The 17119-nt window shown below is 39.2% G+C and carries 16 protein-coding genes and 1 CRISPR repeat array; of the genes, 2 read left to right on the forward strand and 14 right to left on the reverse strand.

The genetic code is table 11. From position 1 onward, the window contains the following. Positions 1-126: 126 nt before the first annotated feature. The 9 genes from recO to ACYSNO_RS02730 form a co-directional block, all read right to left on the reverse strand. Complete coding sequence (gene recO / locus ACYSNO_RS02690) at positions 127-933, reverse strand: DNA repair protein RecO (RefSeq protein ID WP_461729516.1); 807 nt, start codon at positions 931-933, stop codon at positions 127-129. 161 nt (positions 934-1094) lie between these two features. Further along, positions 1095-2317: a CRISPR direct-repeat array (repeat unit 32 nt; unit sequence ATTTCAATCCACGCACCCATAAAGGATGCGAC). A 338-nt stretch (positions 2318-2655) separates the two neighbouring features. Continuing rightward, the gene (gene era / locus ACYSNO_RS02695) at positions 2656-3555 is read right to left on the reverse strand and encodes a GTPase Era (protein ID WP_461729517.1); all 900 of its coding nucleotides are present in this window, start codon (positions 3553-3555) and stop codon (positions 2656-2658) included. Positions 3556-3570: 15 nt separating this feature from the next. Further along, entirely contained in the window at positions 3571-3975 is a 405-nt protein-coding gene (locus ACYSNO_RS02700; protein WP_461729713.1) for a diacylglycerol kinase family protein, read from the reverse strand. Next, positions 3953-4426 carry an rRNA maturation RNase YbeY gene (gene ybeY / locus ACYSNO_RS02705; RefSeq protein WP_461729518.1) on the reverse strand — a complete coding sequence of 158 codons (474 nt, stop codon included), beginning with the start codon at positions 4424-4426 and terminating at the stop codon, positions 3953-3955. Before ybeY ends, ACYSNO_RS02700 begins: the two co-directional genes overlap by 23 nt. Further along, on the reverse strand, positions 4416-6626 hold the full coding sequence (locus tag ACYSNO_RS02710; RefSeq protein WP_461729519.1) for an HD family phosphohydrolase: 2211 nt from the start codon (positions 6624-6626) through the stop codon (positions 4416-4418). The genes ybeY and ACYSNO_RS02710 overlap by 11 nt, the downstream gene beginning before the upstream one ends. 30 nt (positions 6627-6656) lie before the next feature. Next, positions 6657-7616, reverse strand: a complete 960-nt coding sequence (locus ACYSNO_RS02715) for a PhoH family protein (RefSeq protein ID WP_461729520.1) — start codon at positions 7614-7616, stop codon at positions 6657-6659. A 193-nt stretch (positions 7617-7809) separates the two neighbouring features. Beyond that, positions 7810-8259: a GatB/YqeY domain-containing protein gene (locus ACYSNO_RS02720; RefSeq protein ID WP_461729521.1), complete on the reverse strand. Its 450-nt coding sequence runs from the start codon at positions 8257-8259 to the stop codon at positions 7810-7812. Positions 8260-8299: 40 nt separating this feature from the next. Then, positions 8300-8476 (reverse strand): 30S ribosomal protein S21, encoded by a 177-nt coding sequence (rpsU, locus tag ACYSNO_RS02725; protein ID WP_002356740.1) that lies wholly within the window; start codon positions 8474-8476, stop codon positions 8300-8302. A 199-nt stretch (positions 8477-8675) separates the two neighbouring features. After that, on the reverse strand, positions 8676-9107 hold the full coding sequence (locus ACYSNO_RS02730; protein ID WP_461729522.1) for a Fur family transcriptional regulator: 432 nt from the start codon (positions 9105-9107) through the stop codon (positions 8676-8678). Between the two features lie 91 nt (positions 9108-9198). On the opposite strand from ACYSNO_RS02730, the gene ACYSNO_RS02735 reads away from it, so the two are divergent. After that, positions 9199-10056: a pyruvate, water dikinase regulatory protein gene (locus ACYSNO_RS02735; protein ID WP_461729523.1), complete on the forward strand. Its 858-nt coding sequence runs from the start codon at positions 9199-9201 to the stop codon at positions 10054-10056. A 62-nt stretch (positions 10057-10118) separates the two neighbouring features. Here the strand turns inward: ACYSNO_RS02735 and thrB are convergent, their stop codons facing one another. The 5 genes from thrB to trxB form a co-directional block, all read right to left on the reverse strand. After that, positions 10119-10994 carry a homoserine kinase gene (thrB, locus tag ACYSNO_RS02740; RefSeq protein ID WP_461729524.1) on the reverse strand — a complete coding sequence of 292 codons (876 nt, stop codon included), beginning with the start codon at positions 10992-10994 and terminating at the stop codon, positions 10119-10121. Then, complete coding sequence (locus ACYSNO_RS02745; protein ID WP_461729525.1) at positions 10984-12252, reverse strand: homoserine dehydrogenase; 1269 nt, start codon at positions 12250-12252, stop codon at positions 10984-10986. Before ACYSNO_RS02745 ends, thrB begins: the two co-directional genes overlap by 11 nt. Before the next feature lie 124 nt (positions 12253-12376). Next, a complete protein-coding gene (locus ACYSNO_RS02750) occupies positions 12377-12670 on the reverse strand; it encodes an ArsR/SmtB family transcription factor (RefSeq protein ID WP_461729526.1) in 294 nt (97 codons plus the stop codon). A gap of 52 nt (positions 12671-12722) precedes the next feature. After that, the gene (locus tag ACYSNO_RS02755) at positions 12723-14447 is read right to left on the reverse strand and encodes a phospho-sugar mutase (protein WP_461729527.1); all 1725 of its coding nucleotides are present in this window, start codon (positions 14445-14447) and stop codon (positions 12723-12725) included. Between the two features lie 184 nt (positions 14448-14631). Beyond that, positions 14632-15564: a thioredoxin-disulfide reductase gene (gene trxB, locus ACYSNO_RS02760; protein WP_461729528.1), complete on the reverse strand. Its 933-nt coding sequence runs from the start codon at positions 15562-15564 to the stop codon at positions 14632-14634. Between the two features lie 173 nt (positions 15565-15737). Here trxB and ACYSNO_RS02765 point away from each other — a divergent pair, with 173 nt between their 5' ends. Continuing rightward, positions 15738-17117, forward strand: a complete 1380-nt coding sequence (locus ACYSNO_RS02765; protein WP_461729530.1) for an MATE family efflux transporter — start codon at positions 15738-15740, stop codon at positions 17115-17117. The last annotated feature ends 2 nt before the right edge of the window (positions 17118-17119 follow it).

A 17119-nucleotide genomic window follows, 5' to 3' on the forward strand; every position in this document is an offset into this window, starting at 1 on the left:
AGCAAAGTCGTCAACTACCTGGCTTCCACTCTCCCAGACTCGCTTTTAGGACAAATTCTTTACTCTTTCTAATGATCAACGCACGATTCAGTTACCTACTATCATAAATCCTTTCGCCATGCTTTGTCAATCACTTTCCTCTGTAGCGCTCGGATTTTTTTCAACTTTTGGCTGCAGTATTTGGCCCCAGTCTTGCATTTGTTCAATAAATTTTTTGCTTTTTAAGTGAATACCGACATATTCTTCATACAATTGATCGATCACTTGCCGAATCTTTTGCTTGGTTTCTGGCTTTATCGTAATGGATTGAATCTCCTGATAGGAAATGGCTGAAAACCTTCGAATAAAATGAATCGCTACAGGATCTGCTCCATAGCAATGCAAATCTTCTATGAAATGACGCTCACAAAGAAGTCCGTGATACTTCGGTGAAAAATCAAATTTCCCTTGTGTTTCCCCACAAAGTTGACACCTTTGCCAGTCAAAAGAGGAACCAAAACGGTGCAAAATTTGAATTTCAAAAATATTTGTAATAATTTCCGGATCTTTTCCCTCATCCAATCTCTCAAGCGCCTGTGCTAAAAAAGTATAGAGGTTCGGATCATACACACGATCTTCAATTGCTGCATCCACCAAATTTAATAAATAGGTTGCATACGCCGCAATAAAGATGTCCTTTTGAATATTTAAATACGGATGAACATATTTTGCCCCATTAATAAAAGACAAGCCTTCTTCATTAAATTTCCCCATATAAGTGGCTTGAGTATAGGGCATAAGGGCAGGTGTCAAAGGATTATTTTTTCGATGAGCACCTTTCACAAAAAACATCAGTTTACCCGAAGACTCAGTAAAAATCTTGACAAGTTTATCTTTTTCTTTGTAGTCTTTCGTGAATAAAATAATTCCTTTTGATTCTACTAAATTTTTCATTCAGGGCTCCTTCCTTTGATGTTTCCACCTATTTTTCCTCATCTCTGCCTCTCTCAAACAAAAGGTAGAGGGTCCTAATGTTTTTATTTGTAGATTTGAACGAAGCAACTTTGCTGGATATGGCTTTTCGTATGGTCCAAAACCACCAAACACGAACTTTAATTTCAATCCACGCACCCATAAAGGATGCGACGAAAATGATGGAGTGGTTATCTTAAAGGAGGTTGATTTCAATCCACGCACCCATAAAGGATGCGACTTGAACAGGTGCAACAGTCATTTCTTGAGATTCTATTTCAATCCACGCACCCATAAAGGATGCGACTCTCTAGGGAGTAGTTCATACCCTCTTTTAAATGATTTCAATCCACGCACCCATAAAGGATGCGACGCCATCTGCTGAAATTACCGGTAGATTAGACGTCATTTCAATCCACGCACCCATAAAGGATGCGACGTGTAGTTTCTAGGTTTAGAAAGGCTCGAAACTTCATTTCAATCCACGCACCCATAAAGGATGCGACGATAGATTCGTCGTTTTGGAGAAAACAAGCGGTGGAATTTCAATCCACGCACCCATAAAGGATGCGACGTGCGAAGAAACCATTTTTACCATAATCACAAAATTTCAATCCACGCACCCATAAAGGATGCGACCTAAATAAATGGAATTTTTTTCCAAATGTAATTATTTCAATCCACGCACCCATAAAGGATGCGACGTACATCAAGTATGGGAGATTACTATGATTGGTTTATTTCAATCCACGCACCCATAAAGGATGCGACGTACCAAATACCGTATAAAAAGAAGATACCGAAATTTCAATCCACGCACCCATAAAGGATGCGACCTTCACGAATGACGAAGTCCGCACTTTGTAATAAATTTCAATCCACGCACCCATAAAGGATGCGACTTTGACCCATGTATATTTATGTTTACTCATTACAATTTCAATCCACGCACCCATAAAGGATGCGACGTGCTAGTTTACTGACTGCTGGTATCTCTGATAACATTTCAATCCACGCACCCATAAAGGATGCGACCTTTACACAGTTCACTTGTTACAAATTCAGATATTATTTCAATCCACGCACCCATAAAGGATGCGACTTGCGCTGGATCGTTAGGCGATAGATGGACATTATTTCAATCCACGCACCCATAAAGGATGCGACTACCACCAATTGTTAACGTGCCAGCGTTTGATTATATTTCAATCCACGCACCCATAAAGGATGCGACAAGAACGATTAGCAAAGAATATAATGTTAAAAGAATTTCAATCCACGCACCCATAAAGGATGCGACTGGGTATTAACGTGGATACCTACCAGGCATTGATATTTCAATCCACGCACCCATAAAGGATGCGACGGCGATTTTTGCTTAAACGTGTCTTTTTTTAAGCTTTTTTCAATGAGAACCGCCTAAAAAGATTTATCTTCGGATATAAAAAATCTTTTTACATTTATTTTCCTCATTGTTTTATCATTTAAAGCATTTTAATTGGTGCGAATCTCCTAGGTTTTTGATGTTCACTAGACATTCGCACTGAACCATCGAAAATTGCTTTTCAGATTTCGTATATTTTCTTACTAAAAACCAGAACACTTCATCAAATGCCTTCACACCCATTATAACACAAACCTGCCTTCTCTAGGTCTGCTTCGACAGTAAAAGAGGCTGTGACAGTTGTCATAGCCCCCTTTTACTTAATATTCGTCTTCTTTGTAACCAAAGTCCGTTAGATGTGTTTTCTTATCGCGCCAGTCTTTTTGAACTTTCACCCATAACTCTAAATAAACTTTATCATCCAGCAAATGCTCGATATCTAGGCGCGCTTTCGTACCAATTAGTTTTAACATTTTTCCGCCCTTACCAATAATGATTCCTTTTTGGCTATCACGCTCGACAATTACTGTCGCTTGAATTTCCACTTTATCATTCTCGTTACGTCTCATCGATTCGATTGTCACGGCAACCGAGTGGGGTACTTCATCTCTAGTAAAGAATAACACTTTCTCTCGGATGAGTTCAGAGACGATAAAACGTTCTGGGTGATCCGTCACTTGATCTTCTGGGAAATATTGGGGACCTTCAGGCATTTGACTGACTAAAGTTTCCATTAAACGATCAAAGTTGTTACCTTCTGTTGCAGAGATTGGAACGATTTCTGCAAAGTCCATCTGTTGAGAATAGTCTTCGATGATTTCCAATAAATCATCCGGATGAACGGTATCAATTTTATTAATGACTAAATAGACAGGTACCTTGCTTTGTTTCAGGCGCTCGATAATTAAATTATCCCCTTTTCCACGCTTCTTATCGGCACTAACCATAAACATGACGATATCAACTTCGCGCATGGCACTATAAGCTGTTGCCACCATGAAGTCCCCCAATCGATGTTTAGGTTTGTGAATACCGGGTGTATCGATAAAAACAATTTGTGCTTCCTCTGTCGTATACACTCCTTGAATTTTATTTCGAGTCGTTTGCGATTTATCACTCATGATCGCAATTTTTTGTCCGACAATACGATTTAGTAGGGTTGATTTCCCTACGTTTGGTCGTCCTACGATTGCAACGAACCCTGATTTAAAATTTGACATATTTGTCCCTCTTTCTTAAAAAAACCATTGATAAATTTTAGGTAAAAAGATGAAGCATCCAACGATTACTGCAAACAAAGCCGTAATCAACACTGCTCCTGCCGCCATGTCTTTGATATTCTTTCCAATTGAATGAAAATGAAAATCAGTTACCATATCCACGACATTTTCAAAAGCAGTATTCACAATTTCCATGACAAGTACCAAAAAAATACTTAGTAAGAGCCAAAGCCACTCCCATCGGTTTAGCCGAAAAATGAACCCCACCACAATTGCAAGTACACCGGCGATTGCATGGGCCCGCATATTTCTTTCTTCTCGAAAGACGGTCTTAATTCCTGTGAGTGCAAATTCAACTGAGCGCGAAAAATGTTTGTTTTTACCTATATCTTCTTTATTACCTTTGTAAGCCATACGCATCCAAAATTTCTTTTTGTAAGCCAAACATTTCTGCCTCTTCTTCCGGTGTTAAATGGTCGTAGCCGTTTAAGTGTAAGAAACCATGGAGGGCTAAAAATCCTAGCTCACGCTCATAGCTATGCCCGTATTCTTCGGCTTGTTCTTTGGCTTTTTCAATTGAAATCATAATGTCGCCGAGTGTTTTGATTTGTTCAAAATCATCTGGAAAAACAATGGATAACTCGTCTTCACCTTCTTCTTCAAAAGCAAAGCTAATCACGTCTGTCGGTACATCTTTTCCTCGATACACGCGATTGATTTCTTGAATTCCTTCATTATCCATAAAGGTCACTGACATCTCGGTCTCCTCTGGTAACTTTAAGTAGTTGGCAGAAAATTGTAACAGAGCGTCAATTGCTTGGTGCTCTACTTCCGATACTTGCTTCGTCTCATCAATAAAATTAATTTCCATTGCGTTCTCTTCTTTCTTGTTCTTCTTTCATTTCCTCAGCTTCTGATTTCATTTTCGGATATTTAATTCTCGAATGGAAGGTACTACACAAGCCATTGACTAGCGATTGTTGAATAATTTTTATTTCTTTCATTGTTAAGCCAGAATCATCTAACTGTCCATCCAATAATCGATCATGAATCAAATTGGTCACAAACTCTTTAATCTTCTCATTTGTCGGATGATCCATTGCACGAACAGCAGCTTCGCAACTATCTGCAATACTCACAACTGCCGCTTCCTTCGTTTGCGGGATTGGACCTGGATAACGATACGCCTCTTCTGTAATTTTTTCATCACGCTCTTTGGCTTTAAAATAAAAGAATTTCATTAAGGTTGTACCATGATGTTGTCGACAAATGTCAATGACCATTTGGGGCATTTTGTTTTGTTCTAAAATCTCAGCTCCATCCAATACGTGACCAAAGATAATTTGTTTACTATCACTTGGCAATAAAAAGTTATGCGGGTTTTCGGCGCCTGGTGGTAAATTCTCTACGAAAAAATTCGCATGCTTGAGTTTGCCGATATCGTGATAATAACAGGCAACTCGTGTTAATAATGACTGTCCGCCTATTTCTGCGACCGCATTGGCACTTAAGTTTGCTACCATCATACTATGGTGGTACGTTCCGGGCGCTTCTTCTAGCAATCTTTTTAGTAAAGGATGGTTCGGATTACTCAACTCATTTAAGACAATCATACTATTATCGGTTAATAACAATTCGATATAAGGATGAAGTCCCATCGTTAAGACTAGCGATAAAATACCGCCAATCAGACTCATGATTAAATTCATCCAAGCGCGACTATCTGAAAAACTCATTCCTTGGTAAATAACTAAGACGACACTCATCCAAATCGGGAAGAAAATAATCCAGGCAAGCGCCGCGACTCCTTGTTCTGAAATCCGTTTGCGTTTTAATAAGGTTCCCATCAACCCAGAAAACAAGTACGACAACAAAATAATAATTAAAACGTTTGTTCCAATTGAATCATAAAAAATAAAAGTTGCGAGTAATACTTGAAACAATGCTGCGAGTACACCCGTTCTTCGACTAATAAATACCGTCAAAACCAAAGGAACAAAGGCTGCTGGAAATAGCAAGGGAATATACTGCATCGTGTTCATTTGAAAAATCTGTAAAAACTTCATGACAATGAGACTAAAAGACATCATGACTGTATAAAAGATGATGGCAATAAACCGTCGAGTTTGATGGTTTAGTTGTTTTAAAAAGTATAATAAAACAAAAATTTGCAAGAGATTCGTTAAAACCATTGAGACCAAAGGAAAGATAGTGGTGCTTTGTTTGGTCATTCCTAATAACGTTAATTTTTCAATCATATTGGCATCGATTTGTGTTCCTTCTCGAACGATGACTTCTCCTTGAAAAATCATTACTGGTTGAACAGATTCTTTTGCTGCTTGTTTTAATTCTTCGGTACGTTTTTCATTTAAAAAGGAGTTGACCACGATTCCTTGATTCAATAAATAGCGAATGGCTTTTGCTTGATTGTTTGAAAGATTTAAAAAAGTAACTTGGTCGTAAGCCTCTTTTTGTGCGTCCTCCAAATTTGTTGCTCGAATTTGATTTGCCATTTGTTCTGCAACTAAAGACAAGGTTTCCGTTTGAACCTGTTCTACCTCTTCTGCAGACATTGGAAAGATTTCCTGATAAAAAGACGTTGGTATTTTTTGATAGAAACTTAAATCGTCTGGATTAATTTGTTCCAAACGTTTTTTTAGTGCTGCAATTTCTTCATCCACACTCACTAATTGGACCGTTTCTTTGTCTTTTGCTGCTTTTGTTCTTTTTTCATTTTCCGTCAGTGTTTCTTGTCGCACTTCATCAATCAGCGTAAATAGGTGGCGCAATAATTGATCTTGCTTTTGCGCCAAATCTTCCTGATAGGTATACTCAGGGGTCACGGATTCCGCAGCTAATTTTCGTTTTTGTTCGGTTGCCAATGTATTTTCAATCGTTTTATTGGCTCGAATACTTTTTTCTGCCACTTGTCCCTCTTTATAGTCAATCGTCTTTTGTTGAACACTCGAAAACACGATTGCGGAAGAGAAAAGGAAAAAGACAACTAAAACAAGCGGGACAAGAAATCGTCCTCGTTTTTCATAGAGTCTAATTAAAGGTTGAATAATCATGGTACTCCACCTCTTTCGTTTTAACTATTTTCATTCTTTCTGTTCATACGCTTGGATAATTTGCGCGACAACAGGATGGCGAACAACGTCTTGCGCATCGAAGGTTACAAATGAAATCGATGGGATGTTCTCCAATGTTTTTTCTGCATGAACGAGACCGCTTGTCACCCCACGAGGCAAGTCAATCTGACTCGTATCGCCGTTAACAATCATTTTGGAGTTGAAGCCAAGACGGGTTAAAAACATCTTCATTTGTGCGACCGTTGCATTTTGGGCTTCATCTAAAATAACGAACGCATCATCCAATGTCCGACCACGCATATAAGCTAAGGGGGCAATTTCGATCACACCGCGTTCCATCAAGCGATTCGTATGTTCCATTCCAAAGACTTGATAAAGTGCATCATAGACTGGTCGTAAGTAGGGATCCACTTTTTCCTTTAAATCCCCTGGTAAAAAACCCAAATTTTCCCCTGCTTCTACAGCTGGACGAGTTAAGATAATTTTTTGAACTTCCCCTTTTTTTAGTGCTCGGATTGCTAATACTACCGCCAAAAAGGTTTTACCTGTCCCAGCTGGACCAATACCAAAGACGACATCATGCGTTTGAATCGCTTTGATATATTTTTTTTGCCCTAAGTTTTTTGGCCGAATCGGCTTTCCTTGACGGTCTTTGATGATTTCTTCTTCATACATCGCTAAAAATTCATTCATTTTCCCAGTGTCAGCCATTTTTAAAGCTGTAATGACATCGGGTGAACTAATTTGAATGCCACGATGAATGAGTTCTTGTAAACTTCGAATAATTAAGGCAACTTTTTCAGCTTTTTCGGGGGTTCCTTGAATTTGGATCAACTGACCTCGGGTACGGATGATCACTTGTGTTGCTTCTTCAATGATTTTTATATGTTTATCATGGGCACCTAGTAATAGGTGGGCATCATCGTACTCAGCTAACTGAATTTCAATTGATACTTGTTCTTCTGCCAAAAAAATCGCTCCTTCTTTATTAAAACATTCCTCCTCATGATACCATATTCTCTCAAAAAGAAGAATTCCTTCCGTAAGAAAAGATGAGAAAGAATCTTTTTTTTTGACGAATTCCGTCTATTTCAAAGACATTTTTAGGCTTGATTCCAAATAAAAAAGGCGTCGGGGAAATCCCCAACAACCTTTCTAGTGGTTACAGTTTATTTAATTGTGCTTTTACAATGGCATTGACCAAATTCCCATCGGCTTTGCCTTTTACTTGAGGCATCACCTTTCCCATCACCTGTCCAAATGCTTGGGGTGAAGTGGCATTGGATGCTTCAATTGCCGCCACAACAATTTGACGAATTTCTTCTTCTGTTAATTGTTCTGGCAAGTATTTTTCAACAATTTTTATTTCTATTTCCACTTTTTCGACCAAATCATCACGATTGGCTTTTTGAAATTCAACCAGAGAATCCCGTCGTTGTTTCATCTCACGAGTCAACACCGTTAGTTCTTCTTCTTCCGTTAATTCTCTACCAAGTTTAATTTGTTCATTTTGCAACGACGCTTTAATCATGCGAATCACCTGCAAAACTGTTTTTTCTTTTGCTTTCATCGCTAACTTCAAGTCATCGTTCAATCTGCTGAGTAGTGACACACTACCAACTCCAATTCTTTGCCTCTAGAAAAACGAGCAATTAGAATTTTTTACGTTTTCTAGCAGCTTCAGATTTTTTCTTACGTTTCACGCTTGGTTTCTCATAAAACTCACGTTTACGTGATTCTTGCAATGTACCTGCTTTTGAAACGGAACGTTTGAAGCGACGAAGAGCATCATCAAGAGACTCGTTTTTGCGAACGACTGTTTTTGACATGTTAATCCCTCCCTCCGAGCCTAAAAAGTAACCGTTTTTGTGAGTGATAATATTTAACATTCACAATACTGTCCTTTAAAAATTATAGCGAAGCCTTGAAATCGTGTCAAGCTGTTCTGATAAAATCTTCCATCTTTTTTTCGTTTTTCGTGCAATAAACGAACCATTGCGTCTTTTTTCTTTCATCCCAGCATTTCATTTAATGGCAAGACTCACATTTCCCAAAAATTTCAAAACGATGATCTTCGATTAGACAGCCTGGTAGTTGCTCTTGAAAAAAATCCATTGGACAAAGTGCCAGTTCTTTTGTTCGACCACAATTGGTACAAATAAAATGGTGATGGTGATGCTTGGATCCTGGGGTCACGCAATGAAAACGAAAATGCATCTCACTATTTAACTCTGTTTCTTCTAAAATACCCATTTGTGAAAATTCATGTAAATTCCGATAGACCGTGTCTTGACTCAACCGAGGGGAGGCTTGCGATAGATTCATATGTACTTCTTTTGCTGAAACATACCGATTGGATTGCGCAAGAAAACGGAGCATTTGCTCTCTGGTTTGTGTATGTTTTTTTCCACTGGCTTTCAAAATTTCTAACGCACCCTTAACAGATAATTGGTTTTCCACAAAGATTTCCCTCCGATCTTAAAATCGATACAAATACTTAATCGACTGTATGGTATAATAAGAGTGAATAAATTGCAAGTGAGGGATGCTTATGACTGAGAAAAACAACAGAGAAACCGTAACTTTTTTTATTATTTCCGATTCAGCGGGTGAAACCGCCTCAAAACTGGCGCAAGCAACAATGGCACAATACCCAACTGTCGAGTTTGAAATTTTTCGTCGTACCTTTATTACAACCAAAGATGCCCTAATCAAAGCGTTAACAGATGCCAAAAAACATCAAGCAATGATTTTACACACCTTGATTAATGAAGAGTTGGTCGAACTAACCGACCATTTTTGCGAAGCCAGCGAATTGTTTCATTTTGATGTCTTGACGCCTTCTGTGTCAGAAGTCGAACGGCGAACAGGCATTGCGCCTAAAAGAGAACCAGGCGCTTTGCATCACTTAAACAAAAACTATTTTAAACGAATCAAAGCCATGGAATTTGCTGTGAAATATGATGACGGCAAAGATCCCCGTGGGTTTCTTGAAGCCGATGTTGTTTTGTTAGGTGTTTCTCGGACATCTAAAACACCATTGAGTCTTTTTTTAGCCAATAAAAATTTAAAAATTGCCAATTTGCCTATCGTGCCACAAGCTCATATCCCTAAACAGTTATGGGAAATTGATCCCAAAAAAATCGTTGGCTTGACAAATGATCCAGAAGTCTTGAATAGTATTCGGAAAGAACGGATGATTGCTTATGGCTTAAATCCGGATACCGCCTATTCAGATATTGAAAAAATCAAGTCAGAACTCGCCTTTGCAAACGAGCTATACCATAAATTGGGCTGTATTATTATTAACGTCGCGAGTTTGTCGATTGAAGAAACGGCCTCAATGATTTTAAATGCCCTTGATTTAGAAGACCATAGTTATTATATTACTGAAGACACTGAAGAATAAGGGACCGACACCAAATAAGGACCGACGATTTTTATCGCAGGTCCTTATTTTTTCTTTTCCAGTTAAAAAACTTGAATGCCTTCACGGTCGATTGAAAGTATTTCAATACGTGCCGTTGAATCGAGACGTTTTAATGACTTAACCATCGCTTCACTCTTATCTTCTGGCGACAAGATCATCACAGTTGGACCAGCGCCACTTAAATAGCAGCCATAAGCTCCTGTTTCCTTGCAAAGCTGACGAATATTTGTCAAATGCGGTACCAACTTTTGACGGTATTTTTCATGCCATCGATCTTCTTGCATCATCTTGCCAGCTAGAGGCAAATTCCCATTGATGACAGCTGCAATCATGACATTGGCAATGCTACTTGCTTCGACCGCTTCCCTATAAGAAAACGAAGTCGGCAATACTTCGCGACTAGCCGTAGTCAGCAATTCATTGCTTGGGATAAAAGCAATAATGTCACATTCTGGGAAATAATGCTTCACGTGGCTCACGCTGTCTTGACGTCGATCTGGGAAATAACAAGCAACCACAAAGTCCCCGCAAATGGCTGGTGCCACATTGTCTGGGTGTCCTTCAATTCGCGTCGCTAATTCGACTTTATCCTTTGGTGAAAGATTTAAACCGCCTAGTCGATTGGCTAATTCAATCCCAGCTACAATCACCGAAGAGCTGCTGCCTAAGCCTCTTGCCAAAGGAATATTTGAACTCATTTTCAGTTTATGTGGCGGGAGAGCAGGAACTAAATCTAACGCGGTTTGGATCATAAGGTTTGAAGCATCCGTTGGCACATCTGCTCCTAAATCATGAAGAATCTCCCACTCTTCCTGTTGTTCTAAGACATCAATAAATAGATATAAGGACAAAGCAATGCCGCAAGAATCAAAGCCTGGTCCTAAATTGGCGCTTGTTGCCGGAACTCTAATTTTCATTGTATTCTCCTATCATGCGAATCACACCTTGAACAGTGGCTTCTTGGTTGATTAAATCCAATAATTCTTGTAATGTTTCATCCGTTAAAGCTTTCGTTAACAAGAGCAAACGTGCCTCTTCTTCTACTTCAAAAGAAACGAATCGATTGATTTTAGAAGATAATAATGTTTTCTCTCTATTCGTTGGGAAGGTGACGCTTAGGTAATAATGCTTTTCCACCACTGTTGGCGCAATCTTTGCCATAGATTTTTTCAATGGATTGAAAGGCGTCACACTGGTGGTTTCTTGTATTAAGTGACCGAGTGTGAACAAATCAGATAATATGCTCGTTGCCGTTGGGAATGCACCGGCTCCTGGTCCATAAAAGAGTGATTGCCCAATCCCTTCACTTTCAATGTAAATGCCATTATTTTCGTTTTTTATCATCGCTAAGGGGTGGCTTTGCGGAACTAGAATCGGACCAACCGAAGCAGTCAATCCACCATTAATTTTTTTCACTTCACCAATCAGTTTTACTTCATACCCTAAGCTTTGTGCACTCGCAATATCAGTCAACGCTAATCCACGAATCCCTTCAATTGTTAAATCGTTTAAGCTTAACTCAACACCAAAAGCAAAAGCACCTAAAATGATCATTTTATAAGCAGCATCAATCCCATCAACATCGTTGGTTGGATCCGATTCTGCGAAACCCAAAGCCTGCGCTTGTGCGAGTGCTTCTGTATATTCCAACTTATTTTCAACCATCTGGGTTAACATGTAGTTTGTTGTCCCATTAACAATTCCTTGAATACTTGTGATTTCATCGGCTAAATAACTCGTTGACAAACTCCGTAAAATTGGAATACCTCCCGCAACGCTCGCCTCATAGTAAAATCCGACTTGATTTTTGGCTGCTGTTTGAATGAGTTGTGGGCCATGTTGTGCGATTAAATCTTTATTTGCCGTAATGACGTGTTTTTTTTGATTGAGCGCAGCTAAAATGTATTCTTTGGCTGGAGAAATACGACCAATCAATTCAATAACCACGTCAATCGTTGGATCTTCTGTGATTTCTTCCAAACTCGTAACCAATTCAAAACCATGTGTTCGGGCAATGGCTTCCTTGCCTGTTTTATCCAAGACTAGCACTTTGGCTAATTTGAAAGTCACACCTGTTTGTTCCGCAATCTTTTCACTTTGTTTTGCTAGTAGCTCGACAACTCCTGTCGCAACAACTCCTAGACCTAATAAGCCAATTTTTCGTTCTTTTTTCATATGCGCTCCTATTCTTAAAATATTATTAGAAATCAAATCACCTAATTTTAATAATTAGTTCTAATATAGCAAAAATCTCCCCAAAAAAAAAGAGAAGAATGAAATTCCTTCCCTTTTTTACGATTTAATGACGCGTATGTTCGAGGGCTTGCGCTAAAATATCAAATACATGATCGTCGTCTAAACGATATAACACGGTTTTTCCTTCTCTACGCGATTTGACCATCCGGTTTTCTCGTAGCAATTTTAATTGATGGGATACAGCTGATTGCTCCATATCCACCACCTCTGCAATTGACGTTACGTTACGTTCGCCTTGTTCCAAGGAGAGCAGAATCTTTAGACGGGTGCGATCACTTAAAAGTTTAAAAATCCGACTCGCTTCTTCTATTTCTTGAAGTGTTGGTAAGTTCCGCATAAAACACCTCCGCAGTAAAGTACTTTTTACTGTTCTTCTTTTTCAAACGACTTTACCCAACAATTTCATTAATTGCAGTTTCTAAAGCTGCAATTTTTTGATTTGCAGCTGCTTGCGTTTTCGCTTTCACACCGATATAAAATTTCATTTTCGGCTCTGTTCCAGAAGGACGAACAGCAATCCAGCTCTCATCTGCTAACACATATTTTAACACATCTGATGGCGGTGTCGTTAGTTTTTCTATCCTACCATCTGCAGTTAATTTGGTCAATTCTTTGAAATCCTCTGTCTGTGTTACTGCCACATCTGCAAAAGATTGGGGAGCTTGTTGACGGAATTTCTTCATTAAGGCTGCAATTTGCGCCGATCCTTCTTGACCACTCATCGTAACAGAAATGGTTTTCTCAGCAAAGTGTCCAAAGGTTTCAAAAATCTTTTCAAGAGCATCGTAAACTGTTTTCCCTTGTTTTTTGTAGTAAGCAGCGACCTCTGCAAATAAAACAAGCGCTTGGATGGCATCTTTGTCTCGGACAAAAGGTTTCACTAAATACCCGTAGCTTTCTTCAAACCCAAACATAAAGGTGTGTGAGTGGTCTTCTTCGTATTGTTGAATTTTTTCTGCAATAAATTTAAAACCAGTTAAAACGTTAATCATTTCCACACCATAATGATTCGCAATTGCTGTCGGTAATTCACTTGAAACAATTGATTTTAATACAGCGGCATTAGCGGGCAATGTTCCTGCTTCTTTATGCGCTTCTAAAAGATAGTGAATGAGGATTGCACCAATTTGATTCCCCGTTAAAACTTGATATTCACCATTTGGTAAACGAACGGCAGCCCCCAATCGATCGGCATCTGGATCGGTTGCAATGAGTAAGTCTGCACCTTCTTTTTTACCCAATGCGATTGCGTATTCAAAGGCAGAAGGTTCTTCAGGGTTTGGTGATTTTACTGTACTGAAATTGGGATCTGGCTCTCCTTGTGTCGGTTCAATCAGGAACTTTTTAAAGCCGGCTTGCGTTAAAGCGCGTTCGCCTAACATCTTTCCTGTACCATGAAGGGGGGTGTAGACCAGTTTTAATTCTTCACCCATTTCATCAATTAGCGCCTGGTTAATGGTTACCGTTTTAATTTCTTCTAAATAAGCTTGATCGACTGCTTCACCAATCATCTGAATCAGGCCTTTTTCTTTTGCTTCTTCTTCAGACATGACCGGAATATCCAGTGAGTTTTCAATTTCACGTACAAAGGCTGTTAAAGCATCAGCATCGGCTGGTGGCATTTGACCGCCATCTTCCCCATACACTTTGTACCCATTATAATCTGCTGGATTATGCGAGGCAGTAATCATGATTCCTGTAAAGGTCTTTAAGTGCCGAACTGCAAAAGATAGTTCTGGTGTTGGGCGTAAGCTTTCAAAGACAAAAGAAGGGATTTCATGTTGTGCCAACGTTTTTGCCGCTTCTAAAGCAAACTCCGGTGAGAAATGGCGAGAGTCATAAGCAATTGCTACACCACGTTTTTTTGTCGCTGCATCTTGTGTATCCATGAAGCGAGCGAGTCCTTCTGTTGCTTGGCGGATCGTATAAATATTCATACGATTGATTCCTGGACCTAAAATCCCTCGCATACCTGCTGTCCCAAACTCAAGAGGCGCATAAAAAGCATCTTCTAAGGCCGTTTCATTTTCAGACAAATCACCTAATTGTTTTTTTAAATTTGTTTCTAAGCGTTCGTCATTTAACCATTGTTCATAAACTTTTCTCCAAGACATCGCAGAAAACCTCACTTTCAAAATAAATAGATAAATTGATTATACCATTATTAAGTTTAGACGAAAAGAGCAGAAGTCCTTTCAAAGTTAATTCAAACAAAAAACAAAGGAGGAAAAGACAATCATCTGCCCCTTCGCATCCCTTGCTTGGTAAAATAACATTTATTTCATTGTTTGTCAGGTGTTAGACCGTTACTTTGATTTCCTTTTGTTCTTCGATGTATTGGAAAACTTGCTGGCCTGCAATGCTGCCATCTCCTACTGCGGTTGTGATTTGGCGTAGCGTTTTTTCACGCACGTCTCCAATCGCATAAACGCCCGGGAGATTTGTACGCATCTCATCGTCTGTTAAAATCCAACCCTCTTCATTTGTAATCCCTGAATCTTTGAAGGCTTCTGTCAGTGGGTCAAGGCCGACATAAATAAAGACTCCGCCTGCTTCCACTTCCGTTACCTCGCCCGTTTTTACATTTTCAATTTGGGCACCTGTCATGCTCATTTTATTCCCTAAAATTTCTTTGACAACTGAATCCCATAAAAAGGAGATCTTTGGATTGGCAAATGCACGATCTTGGATGACCTTTTGCGCACGTAGTTCATCACGTCGATGGACAATGACAACTTCTGAAGCAAATTGCGTTAAAAACAAAGCTTCTTCTACAGCCGAATCACCGCCACCAATGACTAAAAGTTTACGGTTACGGAAAAACGCGCCATCACAAACCGCACAATAAGAAACTCCTCGTCCAGCAAATTCATGTTCGCCTTTGACACCCAATTGTCGATGTTCACATCCAGTTGCAATAATCACGGTTTTTGCTTGATAGGTTTGGCTATCTGTTTTGACTTCTTTATACGCACCACAATCTTTCAATCCTTCTACAATACCATAGGCATGTTGTGTACCAAATTTTTCTAAGGGTGTATACATTTTTTCTGCTAACTCTGGCCCCATCACGCGGTCAAATCCTGGATAGTTCTCAATTTCCGCCGTGTTATTCATTTGGCCACCCGGTGCTCCTCGTTCGATTAATAAGACGGATAAATTTGATCTTGAAGCATAAAGTGCAGCTGTCATTCCAGCTGGTCCTGCTCCGATTACAATAACATCTAACATAATAATTCCCTCCGTTGTTCTCGCTACAATTACTTTATTCTTTTCCTGAGTCCTTGTCTAATCATCTGCTTAAAAAAATCTCTCAGAAACAATGAAAACTCTTGACATTTCTACCTTATCTTGTAAAATTGCCAAGACATCACAAATAATAACTATAAGAGAGGGATCAAGATTTGGCAAGTATAAAAAGATTTACCCCCTCTGATCGTGAGCTTATTTTTCTAAGTTGGCCGATATTCGTCGAACTCTTTTTAAGAGTCGTAATCGGAAATATCAACGTTTGGATGATTTCTCACTACTCAGAGCCAGCTGTTGCCTCCGTGGGTGCAGCAAACCAATTATTAAATCTAATGGTTTTTGTTTACGGTTTCATCACCATTGGGACCCAAATCATTATCGCACAATACATTGGTGCAAAAAAACAACACGAGATTAAATATGTCATTAATACAGCTTTATTTGGTTCTTTAGGCATTGGACTTATCATTAGTTTTGTTTTCTTTTCTTTTTCTCGTCAATTACTGGCCTTTATGAACTTAAATAACGAACTGATTCAAATTGGAAATAGCTATCTACAAATCTTTGGTGGTAGTCTAGTTGTTTCTGCATTATCGGCAGTCATTATTGCCGTCTTAAGAACGCACGGGCATACGAAGCCGGCTCTACTAGTACCCATGACGGCAAGTATTCTCTCTGTGATTGGGAATTACTTTGTCTTGTATCAACCGTTCGGCTTACCTAGCTTTGGTGTGACAGGTCTTGCCTACTCAAGTGTTTTTGGGAATACCTTAGGTTTAATTATTTCTATCGTCTTACTGAAACGCTATGTTGGTTTTTCTATTTTCTCAGTACGGATAAAAAAAATCTCCCTACCTATTCTAAAATCAATTTTAACTTACGGTTTGCCTTCATCAGGAGAATCACTTTCTTACCAAGGGGCACAAGTTGTGGTAACAATGATTGTGGCTTCACTTGGAGCAAGTGTTTTAATTGCCAAATCTTATATTAGTGCGATTACACAATTTGTTTACTTGATTGCTTCTGCCTTGAGCCAAGGAAATCAAATTATGATTGGCCGAAATGTCGGTGCGGGTGAATTTGACCGTGCCTATACGCGTGGTGTACGTACAACTGTGATTGGCGTCAGCGCTTCTTTAATTATTTGCCTCTTAACTTTTATTTTTATTGAACCCATTATGGGAATTTTCACAAGTAACGAAGAAGTCATCCACATTGCAAAAGAGGTCTTCTTAGTTGAAATTGTTTTAGAAACCATGCGCTCGATTAACATGATTTTAGTCGGTTCTCTAAACGCAAGTGGCGATGTTAAATTCCCCCTAATTTGTAGTTTAATTGTCTTATGGGTGATTAGCCTCCCCTTCTCCTATTCTCTTGCCATTTGGGCTGGTATGGGACTCGTGGGTGTTTGGATTGCCTACGCTATTGATGAAGCCTTACGAGCGATCTTGATGATTCGACGTTGGCGCTCTGGAATTTGGCGTTCTAAATCGGTATTGCATCAAGAAAGTACACTCGAAGAAATAACCACTTAATA

It is taken from the genome of Enterococcus sp. LJL98 (genome assembly GCF_054871745.1).

Bases quoted from the DNA above. Each gene is read 5' to 3' on its own strand.
- recO (WP_461729516.1), bottom strand. From the start codon at position 933: ATGAAAAATTTAGTAGAATCAAAAGGAATTATTTTATTCACGAAAGAC.
- era (WP_461729517.1), bottom strand. From the start codon at position 3,555: ATGTCAAATTTTAAATCAGGGTTCGTTGCAATCGTAGGACGACCAAAC.
- ACYSNO_RS02700 (WP_461729713.1), bottom strand. From the start codon at position 3,975: ATGCGTATGGCTTACAAAGGTAATAAAGAAGATATAGGTAAAAACAAA.
- ybeY (WP_461729518.1), bottom strand. From the start codon at position 4,426: ATGGAAATTAATTTTATTGATGAGACGAAGCAAGTATCGGAAGTAGAG.
- ACYSNO_RS02710 (WP_461729519.1), bottom strand. From the start codon at position 6,626: ATGATTATTCAACCTTTAATTAGACTCTATGAAAAACGAGGACGATTT.
- rpsU (WP_002356740.1), bottom strand. From the start codon at position 8,476: ATGTCAAAAACAGTCGTTCGCAAAAACGAGTCTCTTGATGATGCTCTT.
- ACYSNO_RS02735 (WP_461729523.1), top strand. From the start codon at position 9,199: ATGACTGAGAAAAACAACAGAGAAACCGTAACTTTTTTTATTATTTCC.
- thrB (WP_461729524.1), bottom strand. From the start codon at position 10,994: ATGAAAATTAGAGTTCCGGCAACAAGCGCCAATTTAGGACCAGGCTTT.
- ACYSNO_RS02745 (WP_461729525.1), bottom strand. From the start codon at position 12,252: ATGAAAAAAGAACGAAAAATTGGCTTATTAGGTCTAGGAGTTGTTGCG.
- ACYSNO_RS02750 (WP_461729526.1), bottom strand. From the start codon at position 12,670: ATGCGGAACTTACCAACACTTCAAGAAATAGAAGAAGCGAGTCGGATT.
- ACYSNO_RS02755 (WP_461729527.1), bottom strand. From the start codon at position 14,447: ATGTCTTGGAGAAAAGTTTATGAACAATGGTTAAATGACGAACGCTTA.
- trxB (WP_461729528.1), bottom strand. From the start codon at position 15,564: ATGTTAGATGTTATTGTAATCGGAGCAGGACCAGCTGGAATGACAGCT.